Origin of the sequence: Janthinobacterium sp. PC23-8, assembly GCF_002250505.1 — a bacterium.
Lineage (GTDB): Bacteria > Pseudomonadota > Gammaproteobacteria > Burkholderiales > Burkholderiaceae_D > Janthinobacterium.
Genome location: NZ_NJGY01000005.1, coordinates 87157 through 106275 on the forward strand (window position 1 = coordinate 87157; position 19119 = coordinate 106275).

Annotated in this window: 13 protein-coding genes, 1 tRNA gene and 1 pseudogene; 10 read left to right on the plus strand and 5 right to left on the minus strand. The window is 63.5% G+C overall.

Annotated features, from left to right (window positions below; genetic code table 11):
- The 5 genes and pseudogenes from CD932_RS29600 to CD932_RS26895 all read left to right on the plus strand — a co-directional run.
- Positions 1 to 743, plus strand: a pseudogene (locus tag CD932_RS29600) (DNA polymerase III subunit gamma/tau); the annotation flags it as partial.
- A 32-nt stretch (positions 744 to 775) separates the two neighbouring features.
- Entirely contained in the window at positions 776 to 1102 is a 327-nt protein-coding gene (locus CD932_RS26880) for a YbaB/EbfC family nucleoid-associated protein (protein ID WP_094445955.1), read from the plus strand.
- A gap of 47 nt (positions 1103 to 1149) precedes the next feature.
- A complete protein-coding gene (recR, locus tag CD932_RS26885; RefSeq protein ID WP_065305998.1) occupies positions 1150 to 1740 on the plus strand; it encodes a recombination mediator RecR in 591 nt (196 codons plus the stop codon).
- A 3-nt stretch (positions 1741 to 1743) separates the two neighbouring features.
- Positions 1744 to 2961, plus strand: coding sequence for a CaiB/BaiF CoA-transferase family protein (locus tag CD932_RS26890; RefSeq protein WP_094445956.1), 1218 nt, complete (start codon positions 1744 to 1746; stop codon positions 2959 to 2961).
- A 94-nt stretch (positions 2962 to 3055) separates the two neighbouring features.
- A complete protein-coding gene (locus CD932_RS26895; RefSeq protein WP_094445957.1) occupies positions 3056 to 4189 on the plus strand; it encodes an esterase-like activity of phytase family protein in 1134 nt (377 codons plus the stop codon).
- On the opposite strand, the gene CD932_RS26900 is transcribed toward CD932_RS26895, so the two are convergent.
- From CD932_RS26900 to CD932_RS26915, 4 genes are all read right to left on the minus strand, one after another.
- Positions 4158 to 6320, minus strand: coding sequence for a bifunctional diguanylate cyclase/phosphodiesterase (locus CD932_RS26900; RefSeq protein ID WP_094445958.1), 2163 nt, complete (start codon positions 6318 to 6320; stop codon positions 4158 to 4160). The two genes, CD932_RS26895 and CD932_RS26900, sit on opposite strands and share 32 nt — an antisense overlap.
- A gap of 1 nt (position 6321) precedes the next feature.
- Positions 6322 to 9180: a response regulator gene (locus tag CD932_RS26905; protein ID WP_094445959.1), complete on the minus strand. Its 2859-nt coding sequence runs from the start codon at positions 9178 to 9180 to the stop codon at positions 6322 to 6324.
- 183 nt (positions 9181 to 9363) lie between these two features.
- Positions 9364 to 9564 (minus strand): YbdD/YjiX family protein, encoded by a 201-nt coding sequence (locus tag CD932_RS26910; RefSeq protein ID WP_094445960.1) that lies wholly within the window; start codon positions 9562 to 9564, stop codon positions 9364 to 9366.
- On the minus strand, positions 9564 to 11624 hold the full coding sequence (locus CD932_RS26915) for a carbon starvation CstA family protein (protein ID WP_094445961.1): 2061 nt from the start codon (positions 11622 to 11624) through the stop codon (positions 9564 to 9566). The genes CD932_RS26910 and CD932_RS26915 overlap by 1 nt, the downstream gene beginning before the upstream one ends.
- A gap of 232 nt (positions 11625 to 11856) precedes the next feature.
- Between CD932_RS26915 and CD932_RS26920 the strand changes: the two genes are divergently transcribed.
- The 5 genes from CD932_RS26920 (at position 11857) to CD932_RS26940 (ending at position 17458) form a co-directional block, all read left to right on the plus strand.
- The gene (locus CD932_RS26920; protein ID WP_094445962.1) at positions 11857 to 13239 is read left to right on the plus strand and encodes a cache domain-containing protein; all 1383 of its coding nucleotides are present in this window, start codon (positions 11857 to 11859) and stop codon (positions 13237 to 13239) included.
- Positions 13236 to 13871, plus strand: coding sequence for a response regulator transcription factor (locus CD932_RS26925; RefSeq protein WP_094445963.1), 636 nt, complete (start codon positions 13236 to 13238; stop codon positions 13869 to 13871). Before CD932_RS26920 ends, CD932_RS26925 begins: the two co-directional genes overlap by 4 nt.
- A gap of 190 nt (positions 13872 to 14061) precedes the next feature.
- Positions 14062 to 15249 carry an EAL and HDOD domain-containing protein gene (locus tag CD932_RS26930; protein ID WP_094445964.1) on the plus strand — a complete coding sequence of 396 codons (1188 nt, stop codon included), beginning with the start codon at positions 14062 to 14064 and terminating at the stop codon, positions 15247 to 15249.
- Position 15250: 1 nt separating this feature from the next.
- Entirely contained in the window at positions 15251 to 17290 is a 2040-nt protein-coding gene (locus CD932_RS26935; protein WP_094445965.1) for a bifunctional diguanylate cyclase/phosphodiesterase, read from the plus strand.
- 78 nt (positions 17291 to 17368) lie between these two features.
- Positions 17369 to 17458: transfer RNA gene (locus CD932_RS26940), tRNA-Ser, on the plus strand.
- A 252-nt stretch (positions 17459 to 17710) separates the two neighbouring features.
- Here CD932_RS26940 and CD932_RS26945 read toward each other — a convergent pair.
- Positions 17711 to 19111 (minus strand): PLP-dependent aminotransferase family protein, encoded by a 1401-nt coding sequence (locus CD932_RS26945; RefSeq protein ID WP_176461153.1) that lies wholly within the window; start codon positions 19109 to 19111, stop codon positions 17711 to 17713.
- Positions 19112 to 19119: the final 8 nt, after the last annotated feature.

Consider the following 19119-nt stretch of genomic DNA (forward strand, 5'->3'; position numbering starts at 1 on the left):
CCGAGCGCCCGGCGCGCGCCACGCCGCCGGCCGCCGCCAGGTCGCCCGCGCCATGGGACGATGAACCGGTCCCGGTACCGGTCCCGGTCCCGGCGCCAGCCGTGCTTGTGATGGACACGCCTGCGCCCGCGCGTCAGGCGCCGCCGCAAGCCGAGCCCGATGACGAGTTGCCGCCGTGGGTCACCGAATTTTCCGACGACAGCGCCTCGGCCGCCGTGCAAAGCGCACCGGCCCAGGCCAGCTGCGAGCAGCCTGCGGTAGTGATGCCGCAGCGCGCGCCCAGGCAGGCCGCGCCCAGCGCGCCGTATGTGATCACGCCCGTGCCGGGCCTGGACTGGGACGGCAACTGGCCGGCCGTGGCGGCCGTGCTGCCGCTGCGCGGCGTGGCCCAGCAGCTGGCCGTGCAGGCCGAGCTGATCGAATGCCTGCACGATGGCGACAGCACCACGTTTCGCCTGCGCGTGCCGATCGATACCTGGCGCAGTCCTGCCAACGTGGAAAAACTGGCGGCGGCGCTGGCCGAGCGCTTTGGCCGCAAAGTCCATGTCGATACGGAACTGGGCGCCGTCTGGTACACGGCCAGCGCCGAAGCGCAGGCGCACCGCGAAGCGTGCCAGCGGCAAGCTGAAGAAACGATTGAAACCGACCCCTTTGTGCTCGATATGAAGCGTGCCTTCGACGCCTTCGTGGTACCGGGGACGATTACACCCGCACCGGCCGGCACGGCGCCGACCTTGCATTGATTAACTTAATTAAATAATACGGAGCATTTCTCATGATGAAAAATCAACTGGCTGGCCTGATGAAGCAGGCGCAAGCAATGCAGGACAATATGAAAAAAGCCCAGGAACAACTGGCGCTGGTGGAAGTGGAAGGCCAGTCCGGCGCCGGTCTGGTGAAAATCGTGATGAGCTGCAAGAACGACGTCAAGCGCGTGTCGATCGACCCGTCGCTGCTGGCCGACGACAAGGACATGCTGGAAGACCTGGTGGCCGCCGCCTTCAACGACGCCGTGCGCAAGGCTGAAGCGACCTCTGCCGAGAAAATGGCAGGCCTGACCGGCGGCATGAACCTGCCAGCCGGCTTCAAAATGCCATTCTGATGACCAGCCGCATGCGCCCGATCATTGCGGCCGGAGTGGTGTAATCCATGTCCAAGTCGCTGGAATTTCTGACCGAGGCGCTGCGGCGCCTGCCCGGCGTCGGCCCCAAGTCGGCGCAACGGATGGCGTTTCATTTGTTGCAGCACGACCGGGAAGGCGCGTCCATGCTGTCGCGCGCCCTGTTCCAGGCCGTCGATGCGGTGCATCACTGCGCCCTGTGCAATACCTTTACCGAACATGAGATCTGCGAAAATTGTCTCGACGAGGCGCGCGACAAGCGCCTGCTGTGCGTGGTGGAAACCCCCGCCGACCAGTTGATGATCGAGCAGACACTGACCTACAAGGGCCTGTATTTCGTGCTGATGGGGCGCTTGTCGCCCTTGGACGGGATCGGCCCGAAAGATATCCATCTTGAAAAATTACTGGGCCGCGCCAACGACGGCGTGGTCACCGAAGTGGTGCTGGCCACCAACTTCACCAATGAAGGCGAAGCGACCGCCCATTACATCAGCGAAATGCTCAAGGCCCGTGGCCTGCGCGTGAGCCGCCTGGCACGCGGCGTGCCGGTGGGCGGCGAACTGGAATACGTCGACGCGGGCACGATTGCCCGCGCGATGCTCGACCGCAGGGCGACATAACACATGGAAAAAACCACCTCCACGGGACCGTTGGCCGGCATCAAGGTGCTGGAACTGGGCACCCTGATCGCAGGCCCTTTTTGTGCCCGCATGCTGGCCGAATTCGGCGCCGACGTGATCAAGATCGAGTCGCCCGACGGTGGCGACCCCATCCGTTCCTGGCGCGTGCTGAAAGACGGTACTTCGCTGTGGTGGTCGGTGCAGGCACGCAACAAGAAAAGCCTGACGCTGAACCTGAAGGCGCCCGAAGGGCGCGCCATCGCCCGCCAGCTGGCGCTCGAAGCGGACATCATCATCGAGAATTACCGCCCCGGCGTGCTGGAAAAGTGGGAGCTCGGCTACGAACAACTCAAGCTGTTGAAGCCCTCCCTGATCATGGTGCGCCTGTCCGGCTTTGGCCAGACCGGCCCGATGAAAGACTTGCCCGGCTTTGGCGCCATCGGTGAATCGATGGGCGGGCTGCGCTATGTATCCGGCTTTGCCGACCGCCCGCCGGTGCGCGTGGGGGTGTCGATCGGCGACTCGGTGGCGGCGCTGCACGGCGTGATCGGCGCCATGATGGCGCTGCGCCACCGCGACGTGACCGGCGGCAGGGACGGCGGCGAAGGGCAGATGGTCGACGTGGCCCTGTACGAGGCCGTGTTCAACATGATGGAGTCGCTGGTGCCCGAATACGACCAGGCCGGCGTGGTGCGCGAACGCACGGGCGGCTCCTTGCCCGGCATCGTGCCATCGAACACCTATACCACCGGCGATGGCGAGAATATCGTGATTGCCGGCAATGGCGACGCCATCTTCAAGCGTTTGATGCTGGCCATGGGCCGCATCGACATGGCTGGCGATGCGCAACTGGCGCGCAACGACGGGCGCGTGGCGCGCACGCAGGAAATCGACGACGCCATCGGCGCCTGGTGCGCCACCCACACCATAGACAGCGCGCTGGCCGTCTTGATGGCGGCAGATGTGCCGGCCGGGAAGATTTATTCGGTGCGCGACATGATGAGCGACCCGCAATTTCTCGCGCGCGACATGTTCGAACAGCACCAGTTCGCCGACGGCACCCCCGTCAAGCTGCCGGCGATCACGCCGAAGCTGTCCGCCACGCCGGGCAGGACGCAGTGGCTGGGGCCGAGCCTGGGCCAGCACAACGACGAGGTGCTGGCGTCGCTGGGGTTTGATGCGGCGGCAATTGCCAGGCTCAAGGCCGATGGGGTGGTGTGACTTTATTTCAGCCTCGGACCTAAAGCTGGGGTCAGACCTGCCGGGTCTGACCCCAGATTTTACGTTGTGGTATTAACCGAGCTTAGGAACATCCGTGAATTTGCCCCCCCTGTGCGCCGTCTTCGCGCTAGCCGCGTCCCTGCTGCTGTCTGCCTGCGCCAGCATTCCCGCTGACGCCCCGATCACCAGCCTGCGCCTGATCGGCGAGCAGCGCATCGCCTTGAAGCAGCCGTTCAATGGCACCCTGGTCGGCGGCCTGTCCGGCATCGATTACGATGCCGCCAGCGGCGACTGGGTGCTGGAAAGCGATGACCGTTCGGAATTCAATCCGGCCCGTTTCTATCGCGCCAGCCTGAACTACGACAGCAAGCGTTTTTCCGGCGTGACGTTGAACAGCGTGCATTTTTTCCAGCAGGCCAGCGGCGGCAATTATCCGAACCTGGCGCACGCCAAACTGGACCGTGGCGAGCAGGTACCCGATATCGAAACCATCCGCGTCGATCCGCTCGATGGCAGCCTCTGGTATGGCAGCGAAGGCAACCGCAAGGTGGGGCTCGATCCCTTCGTGGCCCATGCCGGCCGCGACGGCCGCTTTATCGCCACCTTGCCGACGCCGCCCATGTTCAAGGTCAGCAAGGAAGAGCTTGGCTCGCGCAACAACATGAGCTTTGAAGGCCTGTCGTTTTCAGCCGACGGCAACAGCCTGTGGCTGGGCATGGAAGCGTCGCTGTACCAGGATGGACCGCTGGCCACCCCAGAGCACGGTTCGGTGCTGCGCATCACGCAACTGAGCCGCGCCGGCCAGGTACTGGCGCAATATGCCTACGAGATCGAGTCGATCGCATCGAAACCTGCGCCGGGGCGCAATGCGGACAATGGCGTGTCCGAAATCCTGGCCATCGACGAGCACCGCTTGCTGGTGCTCGAGCGTGCTGGCGTGGAAGATGCCGAGGGTGTGTACGTCAACCATGTACGCATCTATGAAATGGATGTCACCGGTGCCACCGATATCAAGGACTTGCCGGCGTTGAAGGGGGCCAATTACGTGCCGGCGCGCAAGCGTTTGTTGCTGGACCTGGAAAAGATCGGCTTGCCGCGCGTGGACAACCTGGAAGGGATGGCCTGGGGGCCGCGCCTGGACCATGGCCGGCGCAGCCTGGTGCTGGTGTCGGACGATAATTTCAATACCCAGCAAGTCACGCAACTCCTCGTCTTCGAAGTCCAGTAAGGTCGAGCTTGCCGCCTGGCGGCGGCGCCTGCCGCTCCAGCATGGCCGTGATCGCATCGTGTGGCGACGGGTGGCCCAGAAAATAGCCCTGGGCCATGTCGCAGCCGTATTCTTCCAGCATCAGCAACTGCTCGTCCGTTTCCACGCCCTCGGCCACCACCACCATTTTCAAGCCGTGCGCCATGGCGATGATGGCGCGCGTGATGGCCGCGTTTTCCGCGTCCTGCGGCAGGCCGGCGATAAAGCTGCGGTCGATTTTCAAGGCCCGCACGTCGAAGCGTTTCAAGTAATTCATCGATGAGTAGCCGGTGCCGAAGTCGTCAATCGACAGGTAGACGCCGATGCCGCGCAGTTGCTCCAGGGTCACCATGGTGGCGCGCGCGTCGTCCATCAAGGTACCTTCCGTCAATTCCAGTTCCAGCAGGCGCGCGTCCAGGCCCGTGTCGGCCAGCGCCGAGAGCACGATCTGCATCAGGTTTTCATCCTTGAATTGCTTGGCCGACAGATTGACCGCCATGCGGATGGCCTGCTGGCCGCCGCGCTGCCAGGCCTTGGCCTGGTTGCAGGCCGTGCGCAGCACCCATTCGCCGATCGGCACGATCAGCCCGGTTTCCTCGGCCAGCGGGATGAACTCGGTGGGCGAGATGATGCCCCGTTCCGGATGGCGCCAGCGCACCAGCGCTTCCACGCCGACGATCTGGGTGCTGGGCACGTCGATCTGTGGCTGGTACAGCAAGTACAACTCGTTGTTGCGCAGCGCTTTCCTCAGTCCCACTTCCATCTTCACGTGGCTCATGATTTCCATGGTCAGCGAAGAACTGTAGAGCTTGGCGTTGTTCTTGCCGCAGTTTTTCGCGTGGTACATGGCCGTGTCGGCGTATTTGAGCAGCGAATTGCAGTCTTCGCCGTCCTCGGGATACAGCGAAATGCCGATGCTGGCGGTGACGAAAATTTCATGCGCGGCTATCATGAAGGGCCGGCGCATGGCTTCCTTGACCCGGTGCGCCACATTGAGCGCGTCTTCCACCCGTTCCAGGTCGGGGATCAGGATGGTGAATTCGTCGCCACCGAGGCGCGCCAGGTTGCTGCCGCCCGGCTGGCCGTCGAGTTCATGTTCGGCGCGCAGCACCAGGTCGCTGGGGCGGATGGTTTCGCGCAAGCGCTCGGAGACGATTTTCAGCAGATGGTCGCCGACGTCGTGGCCCAGGGTGTCGTTGACGCGCTTGAAGGCGTCGAGATCCATGAACAGCACGGCAAATTTCTTGTTGTGTTCTTTCGAACGCACCAGTTCGCGTTCCAGGGTTTCCAGAAAGGCTTGCCGGTTCGGGATGCCCGTCAGGCTGTCGCAGTAGGCCAGGCGCCGTATCTGTTCTTCCGTGCGCTTGCGTTCGCTGATATCGCGCACCAGGCCCAGCACTTCGTCCGGCCCGGTCGACACCAGCCGTGCTTCGAAGTGGCGCGTGCTGTCGGCGTGCGTGAGCGTGTAGTCGACCGAGCCGATATGCTGGGTGGCCAGCACCTTGTGCATCTGCTCGACCAGGCGCGCGGCTATCTCTGCCGGCAAGACTTCGCTGATATGGCTGCCGACGCAATTTTCTATGGAAAAGCCGGCGCTGGCGTCGTGGCCCTGTTCGTAGTCGAGATAATAACCGTCGCGGTTCAGGCGAAAGAAGGTGTCGGGAATCGCGGCCAGCACGGCGCGGTTATGCGCATCGGCAATGCGCAGGCGGGCAATGGCGTCGCTGGCACGCAGCACGTATAACACGCGGTGCCCCAGAATCGGCCAGTTGATCGGCTTGGAAATGAAATCGGTGGCGCCCACTTCGTAGGCGTGCGTGACGGCCTCGATTTCGTCGCCGCCCGTGACCATGATGATGGGCACGGTGACGTTGCCTTCCTGGCGGCGGATTTCGCGGCACACGTCAAAGCCGTCCATGGCCGGCATGTCGACGTCGAGCATGACCAGATCCGGGCCCTTGAGCTTGTAGCTGGCCAGCGCCTGCACGCCGTCTTCGGCCTCGATCACGTCCAGGCCCACTTGCGTGAGCATTTGGCGCATCAGCATGCGCATCACGGGGTCGTCGTCGGCCACCAGTACCAGGCCGCGCTTGTTGGAAAGAGGCGCTGTCATGTCAATCTTCCTTCACGAGGAGGCGCTCCAGGGCGTCGCGCACCGCCAGGAATTGCTGGTCCATGGTGTGCAGCAGCCCGATCGCGCCATCGGTGCTACCGGCGCGGCCCAGTTTTTCCATCTCCTTGCACTGCAGCGCCAGCGCATCGGCGCCGACGTTGGCGCTGCCGGACTTGAGGCTGTGCGCGATCTTGCGCATGGCCTCGGTATCGTGCGCGGCGATGGCCGTGCGCAAGCTGGCCAGCTGGCGTGGCGTGTCGGTCGTAAAGGCGTTGATGACTTTTTCCAGCAAGGTATTTTCCACGCCGTCACCGCCCGCGCCCGACAGGGCGCGGATATTGTCCAGCGCCTGCCGGTTCAGTTCGTTCGAAGGTGCTGCCGACGCTGCCGCCGGAGTCAGGTTCGCCGCTTGCGGCCTGGCCGGCGGCGTGTCGATGGCCTCGTCCGCATGGTGCACGGTGGCCGCGCGCGGCAGGGCGATCCAGCGCGCCAGCGTGCTGGCCAGTTCCTGCTGGGTAAAAGGCTTGCTCAGGTAGTCGTCCATGCCGGCCGCCAGGCACGCTTCGCGGTCGCCCTGCAGCGCGTTGGCGGTGATGGCCACGATGGGCAGCATGCGCGCGTGGCCGTGGTGCTGTTCGTGGCGGCGGATTTCCGCCGTGGCCGCAAAGCCATCCATGACCGGCATCTGGCAATCCATCAGCACCAGGTCGAAGTCCCCGGCCTGTGCCGCATGCAGCGCTTGCTCGCCATTGTGGACGCACACCACGTCCAGGCCCAGACTGTCGAGCATGGCCAGCGCCACCTCGACATTGACCGGATTGTCCTCGGCCAGCAGCACGCGGCGCCGTTGGCGGCGGCTGGTTTGCCTCGGCGCATGTGGCGGATGGACGCGCAGGCTTTCGCTGGCGCGCGGCGGCGTGACGATGCAGTCGAACAGGTCGCATTCGCGCGCCGGCTTGATCAGCTGGAAGGCGACACCGGCTTCGCGCCGCTGGACCGGATCGGCCGCACCCCGTTCAGTGCTGAGCAACAACAGTTTCAGATCGGCCAGTTGCGGGTCGCTCTTGATGGTGGCGGCCAGCGCCAGGCCGCTGGTGCGCGGCAACTCCATGTCGAGCAGGGCGACGGTATAGGGCAAGCCGGCGTCCACGGCGGCGCGCAGCCGGGTCAAGCAGTCGCCGGCCGAACTGGCGCTGTCGCTGGCGATATGCCAGTTGGCCAGCTGGCGTTCGAGTACGGCGCGGGTAGCGGGTGTGTGGTCGACGATCAAGGCGCGTAACCCTCGCGTAGTGTTCAGATTGAAAGATGGATCGTCACTGTCGACGCGCCGTTTATCGAAATTTACGTCGAACCAGAAGATGGAGCCTTGCGTTAGAGCATTATCGACCCCGATAGTGCCGCCCATCAGCTCCACCAGCTGTTTCGATATTGTCAGGCCCAGGCCGGTGCCGCCATGCTTGCGCGTGGTCGAGCCATCGGCTTGCGAAAAGGAGTCGAAGATGCGCGAGCGTGCCTCGCTTGACACGCCGATGCCGGTGTCGTGCACCTCGAAGCGCAGGCCGACGCTGGGATTGTCCTCGCGGCATACTTCCACTTTGACCGTGACCTTGCCGGTTTCCGTAAACTTGATGGCGTTGCCCAGCAGGTTGACGATAATCTGGCGCAGACGGTTCGGGTCGCCGCAGATGGCGATCGGGATATCGTTGGCGATATCGAATTCCAGGCAGATATGCTTCGCTTGTGCCTGCGGCGCGAACACATGTTCGATATCGTCGAGCAGCTCGCGGAAATTGAAGCGGATATATTCGACGCTCAGTTTGCCCGCCTCGATCTTGGAAAAGTCGAGGATGTCGTTGATGATGACCAGTAAATTCTGCCCCGAGCGCTGCACCATGCTGGTGTAATGGCGCTGCTGTGGCGTGAGCTGGCTGGCCAGCAGCAACTCCGTCATGCCCAGCACGCCATTCATGGGGGTGCGGATTTCATGGCTCATGGTGGCCAGGAACGCGCTTTTCGCCTGGCTGGCGGCCTCGGCTGCATCCTTGGCTTTTTCCAGCTGCTCGGTGCGCACGCCCACCTGGCGTTCGAGCTGGTCGCGGTAATTGGCCAGGGTGGCGTCGCGGCTGTCGATCTGCGCCAGCATGTCGTTGAAGCTGTCGATCAGCACGCCGAGCTCGTCGCTGCGCCGGTGGGCGATGCGGTGGCTGTAGGTCTGGCTGCTCGACACTTTTTTTGCTGTCTCGATCAGCTTGGTAATCGGTTCGGCGATCAGGCTCTTGAAGCGCCGCGCCAGTATCAGCGCCACCAGGAACGACAGCAAGGTAGCGCTGCTGATGGCGCCCAGGTGGCGCGCAATATCGCGCCACATCTGGTACAGATCGGTTTCGATCATGATGGCGCCGACCACCTGCTCGTGCTGCCACACCGGACGGTACAGCCGCATCGAACGGGCCAGCGCCACCCGCGCACCGGGCAGCACGGGCGCGTCGATCAGCTCGGCCAGGCGCTCCGGCGCCATCGCCTCGGCCGGCGCGCTGTCCAGGCGCGGATGCCCGGCGCGGTAGAGGGCAAAGATCTTGCCATGGCGGTCATACAGGGCCGCCTGCACGATCTCGTCGCGCGCCTGCAAGGCGGCCAGCATCTGCTGCGCCTGGCCCGTCTTGCCGGTCAACAGGGGGCCAGCCCCGGCCGCGCCGATCACGCCGGCCAGCGACAGCAACTGGCGGCTCTCGTCTTCCTTGTGGCTGATCACGGCGGTGGCGGCAAACGCCATGAACACCAGCAGCAAGGCGCTGCCGGAGGACAATACCGAAATCATGGTCAGTTTCTGGCTGATGCTGGCGCGTTGAAAGTTGAACATGGGGACGGACATCCTCCGGGGTAATTATTGCTATTCTTTAATTAATTCCCATAGGAAAAATATAAGCGTGATGACGGAGCATCATGTTGATGTGAGTCTAAGTATGGGAAAGGTGGCCGGGGGGCGGGCAAGCCAAAAGAAAAGGCCAGTCTGGAACGACTGGCCTCGATCAATACTGCTACATCAGCAACAACCACCACGCTTGCCAGCGCCACCGTAGCGCGCTTCCTGGCGTTCGCGGAAGAATTCCTCGTACGTCATCATCGGCTCGCCGGGATGGGTCACTTCCCGGTGCGCCACGTAGGTATCGTACTCGGGCAGGCCGCACATCAGCCGCATGCTTTGCCCCAGATAGCGGCCCGCCTTGAGGATTTCATCGATCATCAGGGCACCGTCGGCATGGCCTGGTATGGGGTTTCCCTGGTGCTTGGGCGGCTGTCGGCGCGCGCCTTCATGATGGTGCGGATGCCGAACAGCAGCACGCTGATCACCACGATCACGAAGAAGCCGGCCAGGCCCGCATCGAGGTAATCGTTGAAGATAATCTGCTGCATCTGCGCCACCGACTTGGCTGGCGCCAGCAACTGGCCGGCGTCGAGCGCGGCCGAATATTTGTCGGCATGGGCCAGGAAGCCGACGCGCGGATTGGCGTCGAAAATCTTTTGCCAGCCGGCCGTCAGGGTGCACAGCAGCAGCCAGATGGTCGGCGTGATCGTCACCCACGCATACTGGCCGCGCTTCATCTTGAACAGCACGCAGGTGCCGAGGATCAGCGCAATGGCCGCCAGCATCTGGTTGGCGATGCCGAACAGCGGCCACAAGGTATTGATGCCGCCCAGCGGATCGACCACGCCCTGGTACAGGAAGTAGCCCCAGGCCGCCACGCACAGGCCCGTGGCCAGCAGGTTGGCGATCACGTTTTCCGTCTGTTTCAGCGCTGGCACAAAGCTGCCCAGCAAGTCTTGCAGCATGAAGCGGCCGGCGCGCGTGCCCGCATCGACGGCGGTCAGGATGAACAGCGCTTCGAACAGAATCGCGAAGTGGTACCAGAAGGCCATCATGGCCTTGCCGCCCATGGCGCCGGACAGGATTTGCGCCATGCCCACGGCCAGCGTCGGTGCGCCGCCGGCGCGCGAGATGATGGTGTGCTCGCCGACGTCCCTGGCGGTCTGCGTCAGCATGTCCGGCGTTACATAAAAGCCCCATTGCGAGATCGCCTGCGCGGCCGACTCGGCCGTGGTGCCGATCAGCGCGGCCGGGCTGTTCATGGCGAAATAGATGCCCGGCTCGATGGTCGAGGCGGCCACCAGCGCCATGATGGCGACAAAGGACTCCATCAGCATGGCGCCATAGCCGATAAAGCGGGCGTGGCTTTCGTTTTCGATCATCTTCGGCGTGGTGCCCGACGAGATCAGGGCATGGAAGCCCGACACGGCGCCGCAAGCGATGGTAATGAACAGGAAGGGGAACAGATTGCCCGACCAGACCGGGCCGGAGCCGTCGATGAACTTGGTCATGGCCGGCATTTTCAGGTAGGGCGCGACGACGATGATGCCGATCGCCAGGCCCAGGATGGTGCCGATTTTCAGGAACGTGGACAGATAATCGCGCGGCGCCAGCAGCAGCCACACCGGCAGCACGGAAGCGATAAAGCCGTAGCCGATCAGCATCCAGGTCAGCTCGGTCCCGGTAAAGGTGAACATGGCGCCCAGCACGGCGTGTTCCTGCACGTACTGGCCGCCGATAATGGCCAGCATCAGCAACACAAAACCGATGACCGACACTTCGCCGATGCGCCCGACGCGGATAAAGCGCGAGTACACGCCCATGAACAGCGCGATGGGAATCGTCGCCATCACGGTAAAGCTGCCCCATGGCGAGCCGGTCAGCGCCTTGACGACGATCAGGGCCAGCACGGCCAGGATAATCACCATGATCATGAAGCAACCAAGCAGGGCGATCAGGCCGGGAATCTCGCCCAGTTCGGCCTTGATCAGGTCGCCCAGCGAGCGGCCGTCGCGGCGCATGGAAATGAACAGCACGATAAAGTCCTGCACTGCGCCGGCAAACACCACGCCAGCGAGAATCCACAGCATGCCGGGCAGGTAGCCCATTTGCGCGGCCAGCACGGGGCCGACCAATGGGCCGGCGCCGGCGATGGCCGCGAAGTGGTGGCCGAACAGCACATATTTATTGGTGGGCACGTGGTCCAGGCCATCGTTGTGCTTGAAGGCCGGGGTCATGCGGCGTGCATCGAGTCCCAGCACCTTGTCGGCGATAAACAGGCTGTAGAAACGGTAGGCGATCAGATAGACGCAGACGGCGGCGATGACGATCCAGATGGCGCTGATCGGTTCGCCGCGCTGCAGGGCGACCACGCCCAGCGACGCCGCGCCGGCCAGCGCAAGCGCTGCCCAGCCGAGCTGTTTGAAAATGCGGTTCATGCTTCCTCCAGAAATTGACGGGTGCTGCACCCTGTGTCGGTTACCCTGTGGTGCACTGGTCGTTGCCAGTTTGTTCAGTCAGCGCAGCTTATGCCGAGTATTCACCAATCGTATAATGCTGGCAAGCGCACCACTACGCAGTCCGCCTCAGTATTACTACGCAGAGCCGGGCCCAGTAGCCGCGTAAAATCGCAGTTTCGATTGTTTACTTCCACCTCCATTGCGCCAGGTCATGAAACTACGACAGAAAGTCATCTTCCTGGCCATCACGCCGCTGATCCTGGCCATGTGCGCGATCGCCTTTGCTGTGCGTCACCAGGCCTTGATCCTGGCCGAGCAGCAGCGCGCCACCATCGAGCAGGCGTATCTGGCCAGCAAGGAATCCGAACTCAAGCACTATGTGACGCTGGCCAGCCACTCGATTGCCAAGCTGGTCAAGTCGGGCCGCAAGGACGCCGCCACGCAAGAGGAAGCCAAGCGCATCCTGGCCGCGCTCAGCTATGGCGACGACGGCTATTTCTTTATCTACGATCTGCAAGGCAACTCGCTGATGCACCCGCGCCAGCCCGAACTGGTGGGGCAGAACCTGTGGCAGCTGCGCGATGCGGACGGCAACCTGACCATCCAGCGTCTGATGCAGCGCGCCAGGAGTGGCGGCGGCTTCGAGCGCTACAACTGGGTCAAGCCGTCGAGCAATAAATCGGCGCCCAAGCTGGGCTATGTGATCCTGATGCCGGAATGGGGCTGGATGATGGGCACCGGCATTTATATGGACGATGTGGACCAGGCGCTGGCCAAGGTCGGCGCCCAGCAGTTCGCCAATATCCGCTCGACCATGCTGTGGATCGCGGCCATTGCCATCCTCGGTTCGCTGGTGGTGGCCGGCTGCGGCCTGGTACTGAATATCCGCGAACTGCGCGTGGCCGACGCCAAGCTGAAAGTGCTGGCGCAAAGAGTGGTCGAATCGCAGGAGGAAGAGCGGGCGCGGCTGTCGCGCGATCTGCATGACGGCATCAGCCAGTGGCTGGTATCGATCAAGCTGCAGATCGAGGCCGGCATCGCGCGCCTGGCCGGCAATGCCGACCAGCAAGCCCGTGCGCCGGCCACTTTCGAGCGGGCCGCCGAGCAACTGAACAAGGTGCTTGGCGAAGTGCGCCGCATTTCGCACAACCTGCGCCCGGCCATCCTGGACGACCTGGGCCTGGGCGCGGCGCTGGACCACCTGGTGCACGAATACAATGACAGCAGCCGCGCCCAGGCCGGCTTTGCCGCCAGCCCGCCAGGGGCCGGCGAAGGCTTGCCCGACATGGTCAACACGGTGCTGTTCCGTATCGCCCAGGAAGCGCTGACCAACAGCGAGCGCCACGCCCATGCCAGCACGGTCGCGGTCAGCCTGCGCGAAGCGCAGGGGGCGGTCGAGCTGCGCATCGAGGATAATGGCGGCGGTTTCGACGCCGACGGCATCGCCCTGCATCCGCAGCGCGGCATCGGCCTGCGCAACATGACCGAGCGCATGGAAGCCATCGGCGGCAGCCTGCATATCGCCTCGTCAGCCAGCGGCACGGTGGTGCTGGCGCGCCTGCCCTTCACTCATAAAGAGATCACAACATCATGACCGAAACAATACGCATCCTGCTGGTCGACGATCACCCGCTGGTGCGCGACGGCTTGCGCGCGCGCCTGGAAGCGGTGCCGCATTTCGATGTGGTGGCCGAGGCCGGCGGTGCGGACGAGGCATTGGAACAGGCGCGCGCGCATCAGGTGGACCTGGTGCTGATGGACATCAATATGCGCGGCACCAACGGGATTGAAGCAACCGGCCTGTTCAAGCGGGCGTTTCCGCAGATTGCCGTGCTGATCCTGTCCATGCACGACAAGCTCGAATACGTATCGCAGGCGATCGCCGCCGGCGCGCGCGGCTATGTGCTGAAGGATGCGCCGGGCAAGGATATCGTCTTCGCCATCGAAACGGTGATGTCCGGCGGCATTTATTACAGCGCGGCGCTGGCGCGGCAATTGTCACGCCCGCAAGTGCAAGACACTTTCCTGACCCTGCGCGAACAGCAGGTGCTGCAGCATATCGCGGCCGGCCAGTCGAACAAGCAGATCGCGCGCGAGCTGGACCTGAGCGTGCGCACGGTGGAAACCCATCGCCTGAACATCAAGCGCAAGCTCGGTATAGAAGGGCAGGCCGAACTGATCAAATATGCGGTCGAGCACGCGCAATTCGATGGCGGCGGCGCCTGATGGAGACGGCGGCAGATGGTCGTGGTTTCTTGTTGGAATGTTTTCTGAACATTTATTGCTAATATAAAACTGTTTCATTCGTGAGATTCGGATAGAATGATTCTTGCTGTCGAAGTGTCATGCCTGATGGCAGTGGCTTATTTGCGGCCAGTTCATGAACACTTTTTGCCTTATCCACACGAGATGATCGATGTCAGCGTCTGAATCAAACCTGTTTCCTTTGGTGGGATTACAAGCAGTTGCAAATGCGCACAACGAGTGGGTCGCCGTCAGCTTCCATCTTCCGCCGCAAGCCGGCGAGGCGTTGCTGAGCGCACTGGCTGCGGCCGATGTCTACGCTCACCTGGCGCCGCTCGACTGCATCATTCCCCTCAGCGAGCCGCACGGCGCCGATGAACCCTTGCTGGCCCGCTTGTTGCCGCAGCTCCCGCCACAGCGCACCATTTTCCGCTTGCCCGCCGCCGCTGCCGCCAACGAGCAAGTACAACAACTCTGTTTGCAATGGCGCGAGGCTGGCTACCGCATCGTGCTCGACGGTCCTGGCGCCGGCCCTGTGGCGGCGGCCCGGATCGACGCGCGCGCGCTGGGCATCGATGCGGCCGGCGAATTGCCGGGCCTGCATCAGCTGATGACATTGCCGGGTCCGCACCTGGCCTACAATATTGCCGACAGCGACAGCCTGGCCCGGCTGTCGGCGCTGGGAGTGAGCTGGTTTGCCGGCGACTATGCGCTGCATGGCGCGCGCCGCCAGAGCGACGCGGAAGAGGGCACCTCGCGCCGCCGCGTGCTGGTGCTGCTGGGCCTGCTGGCGCGCGACGCCGACGTGCAGGAACTCGAAGTACCGTTGAAGCAAGATCCCGAGCTGGCCTATCATCTGCTCAAGCTGGTCAACTCGGCCGCCTTCGGTTTCACGGCGACTATCACCAGTTTTCATCAGGCCATCACCCTGCTGGGCCGGCGCCAGCTGCAGCGCTGGCTGCAATTGCTGCTGTATGCGCGTCAGCAGGACGATGGCAAGATCAATGCGCTGTTGCCGCTGGCGGCCGTGCGCGGGGCGCAGATGGAGTCACTGTGCCAGTTGCGCGGCGGCGAACGCGCGGCGCAAGACCTGGCCTTCATGACCGGCGTGTTTTCCCTGCTCGACACCTTGCTGGGCATGTCGATGGCCGACATTATCGCCACCCTGAACCTGGACCCTGCCGTCGCCGGCGCCTTGCTCGAACGCAGCGGCGAACTGGGCGCCATGCTGGCGCTGGCCGAAAGCGGCGCCACGCCGACGCCCGCCAGCCTGGCGCGCGCCGGCGTCGATGGCGCAAGCTATTGGCGCAGCCTGCTGCAAGCCTATCAGTGGGCCATCACGGTGAGCCGGAACCTCTGACATGACCATGCTGCCGGTATCGAATACGCTGAGCGACAGCGCCGCCCTGTGCGACGCGGTGGTACGCCTGCGCGGCGCGGCCCTGGTGACGGAACTGGGCCGTATCGCCGGCAGCGTGATGGCCAGCGCGCACGGCGAGTTCCTGCCGTGCGCCCTGGGCGACGCACCTGCCGCACTGCTTGTCCCTGAGCCCTCAGGATTACTGCAGGAAATCAGTTTCGACGGCCATTGCTTCGGCCACTATCGCGTGGCCGGCAAGCACAGCTATAACGAGAGCGACCGCCGCCACCTGTCCAGCCTGGCGTCGCTGACGGCCGGCGTGCTGCAGGTGCACTCGCTGGCGCAGCGCTCCACGCATGCGTTCGCGCAGGTCGAAGCGTTGCTGGCGCAACAGACGCAGATCCTCGACCAACTGCACGAATCGGTGCTGACGATGGACTTGACGGGCTATATCACCAGCTGGAACAAGGGCGCCGAACGCTTGTTCGGCTACTCGTCGGTGGAAGCGGTGGGCCGCAACATCCTGTTTTTATATGACGACGAAGACACCGGTTTCCACGACGCCTTCCTGGAGCAGGGCGGGCGCCTGATGGAAGTGCGGCGCAAAAAGAAATCCGGCGAAGTCTTCTGGGCCAGCCTGTCGCTATCGCCGCTGCGCGACCTCGACGAGCGTCCGGTGGGCCTGATCGCCTACCTGACCGACATTACCGAACGCAAGCTGGCCGAAGAGCGCCTGCATCATCTTGCCTATTACGACGCGCTGACCAGCCTGCCGAACCGTACCTTGCTGACCAAACTGGCGGACCAGGCCCTCTCCGTGGCCCTGCGCAGCAAGATGCTTGGCTGCATGCTGTTCATCGACCTGAACCGCTTCAAGCTGATCAACGATACGCTGGGCCGGCGCATCGGCGACGAACTGCTGCGCCAGGTGTCGGTCCGCTTTCGCAAGGTGCTGCGCGACCAGGACCTGGTAGCGCGCCTGGGCGGCGATGAATTCGCCGTTGGCCTGTTCGACATCAGCCAGCATTTTGAAGCGAGCACGGTGGCGCAAAAGCTGTTGGCTTCACTGGTGGAACCGTTCCTGATCGAAGGCCACGACCTGCGCGTGGGCGCCAGCATCGGCATCAGCGTCTACCCGCAAGACGGCCACGACGCCGAAACCCTGCTGCGCCTGGCCGACATCGCCATGTACCGGGCCAAGCAGGACGGCGGCGGCGACGCCGAAAGCGTGGCCTTCTACAGCCATGACATGAACCTGGGCATGCAAGCGCGCATGCGCCTGGAAACCGGCCTGCGCCAGGCCCTGGCGGAACATCAATTGCTGCTGCACTACCAGCCGAAATACGCACTGGGCAGTGGGCGCATGATCGGCGCCGAAGCGCTGGTGCGCTGGCGCCACCCGGTGCACGGCATGATTCCGCCGGCCGACTTCATCCCGCTGGCCGAATCGACGGGCCTGGTGGTGCAAGTGGGCGAATGGGTGCTGGAAGCGGCCTGCGCCCAGGCGCAAGCGTGGAAACAGGCCGGCCTGTCCCCGATCCGCATCGCCGTCAACGTTTCCGCCCGCGAATTCACCTCGGCCCTGCCAACCCGGGTGGCCGCGATGCTGGAGCGCTACGGCCTGGACGCCGCCTGGCTGGAACTGGAAATCACCGAAAGCACGCTGATGCACAACATCGAGCGCGTGATCGGCATCATGGACCGCATCACGGCGCTGGGCGTGGCGCTGTCGCTGGACGACTTCGGCACCGGATACTCGAGCCTGTCGTACCTGAAGCGTTTCCCGATCGACACCTTGAAGATCGACCGGTCTTTTACCACCGGCATCCCGTCGGACGCCAGCGACTGCGCGATTGCCACCACCATCATCAGCATCGCCCAGCAGCTGCATCACAAGGTGATTGCGGAAGGCGTGGAAACGGCGGAGCAGATGGCCTTCCTGAACAGTGCTGGTTGCGACGAAGTGCAAGGCTACCTGTTCTCGCGCCCGCTGCCGGCCGAAGAGTTCGAACGGGTGTTGCGGAAAAACTGGGACGTGTAAGCCCCGCCACCGAAGAATTGCCTCGTTCCTCGTCCATCCATTGGTAAGCCCGCAAGCTTTATGTATAATGCAGGCTCCGGAAGCGTGGCCGAGTGGTTGAAGGCACTAGTCTTGAAAACTAGCGACGGGTTACACTGTTCGTGAGTTCGAATCTCACCGCTTCCGCCAGGCAATAAGAAACCGCCTTCGAGGCGGTTTTTTATTGCCTGGCGGAAGCGAGCAGGGCGCCTGCGCGCCCTGCGTGTGAGATTCGAAGGGCTGGGCCTACCAGCCCAGTCCGCCCCGAATCGCCCATCTGCTGCCGCTGCGCGGCAGCCCCGCGCGCCGTGGGCGCGCGTTCGTGGTTCCAATCAGGTTTTCGGCTGAACCCGCTTCTACGGTGCCCTTGGCATTACGGATGAAGCGCAGTTTCCCGGACACTTAAACCACCGCAGCGCTGAACGACTCGGGCCGTCGCGCAAGCAGCTGAGACAGTCGTTGAAGACCTGCCTGCAAGCGTCCACGGTCCTTGATGCACCCCAAAGAGATCCGAATGGCATTGACCGATCCGCTGCCGGTGGCGAAGGCTTCCGCCGGCGTGACGGCGATGCCGTAGGTAGCGGCCGTACGCGCAAGCTGGGAGGAGTTCCAGTACGCCGGCAACTCGAGCCATACATGCAGGCCGTCATCAAAGCCGCTGTACCGCCCCGCCAGAATATCGCGCGCCATCCGGTGGCGCAGGCGCGCTTCCTTGCGTACGCCTTGCACCAATTTGTCAGCCGAACCGTCGAGTATCCACTGCGTGGCCAGTGCGGCCGTCAGAGGCGCGACCATCAGCGCAAAGGATCTGAGCGCGACGAGGAACCGTTCGCGCTCAATCGGGTCGCGTATCAGCACGAAGGCGACGCGCAGGCCGGGCGTCAGGCATTTCGACAGGGTCGAGATGTAGACCACCTGTTCCGGGGCAAACGTGGCAATCGGTGCTGGCGGGGCATCGGCAAGGAGCCAGTAGGGATCGTCCTCGACGATGCGTACATTGCAGCGCTGCGCGATGCCTGCGAGCTCCTTGCGCCGGCGTTCCGGCATGGTGATGGCGGTCGGGTTCTGTAATGTCGGATTGAGGTAGACCAGCCCGGGCTTGTGCTGGCGGCATGCTTGTTCGAGCATCTCGGGCACCATCCCGTGCTGGTCCGCTTGCACCGCAATGAGGTGCCGGCCGAATTGGCTCGCCGCAACACGCAAGCCGGGATAACTCGCTGGCTCTGCCAGGATGACATCGCCAGGCGCCGTCAGCGCAAGGATCAATGCGGCGATAGCCGCCTGCGCGCCCGGACAGACAAGCAGATGTCGGGTATCGAGCGGTCCGAACATCGGTGCCAGCCATTTGGCGCCAGCCTTGCGGTCGGAGTCGCTGCCCCCGCCCAAGTGGTAAGTCATCAGCAATTCATTATCTGCCCGCATCAGTACTTGAGACAAACCCTGTTTCAGCATGTCGTCGAAGTCCACGCCATCGGGCGGTGGTGGCGTATTCATGGACAGGTCGAGGATGGCGGTCAATTCGACTTTCGGCGCCGCGACATAAGTGCCTCGGGCGCCGCGTCCTTCCAGCAAGTTGCGGCGCCTGGCTTCGTCGTAGGCGCGCGTGATCGTCGTCAGGTCGACGTCCAGCCGTGCCGCCAACTGGCGCTGCGCAGGCAGACGGTCACCAGGTGTCAACGATCCATCTGCCACCGCCGCCTGCAACGCATCGGCAATCTGCAAAAAACGTGGCCCTTTGTTTGCGGCCAAGCGCGGCAACCAGTGCGGCATATTGTCATCTTGTATGGTTTTCAACTGGGACATTTTGTCTC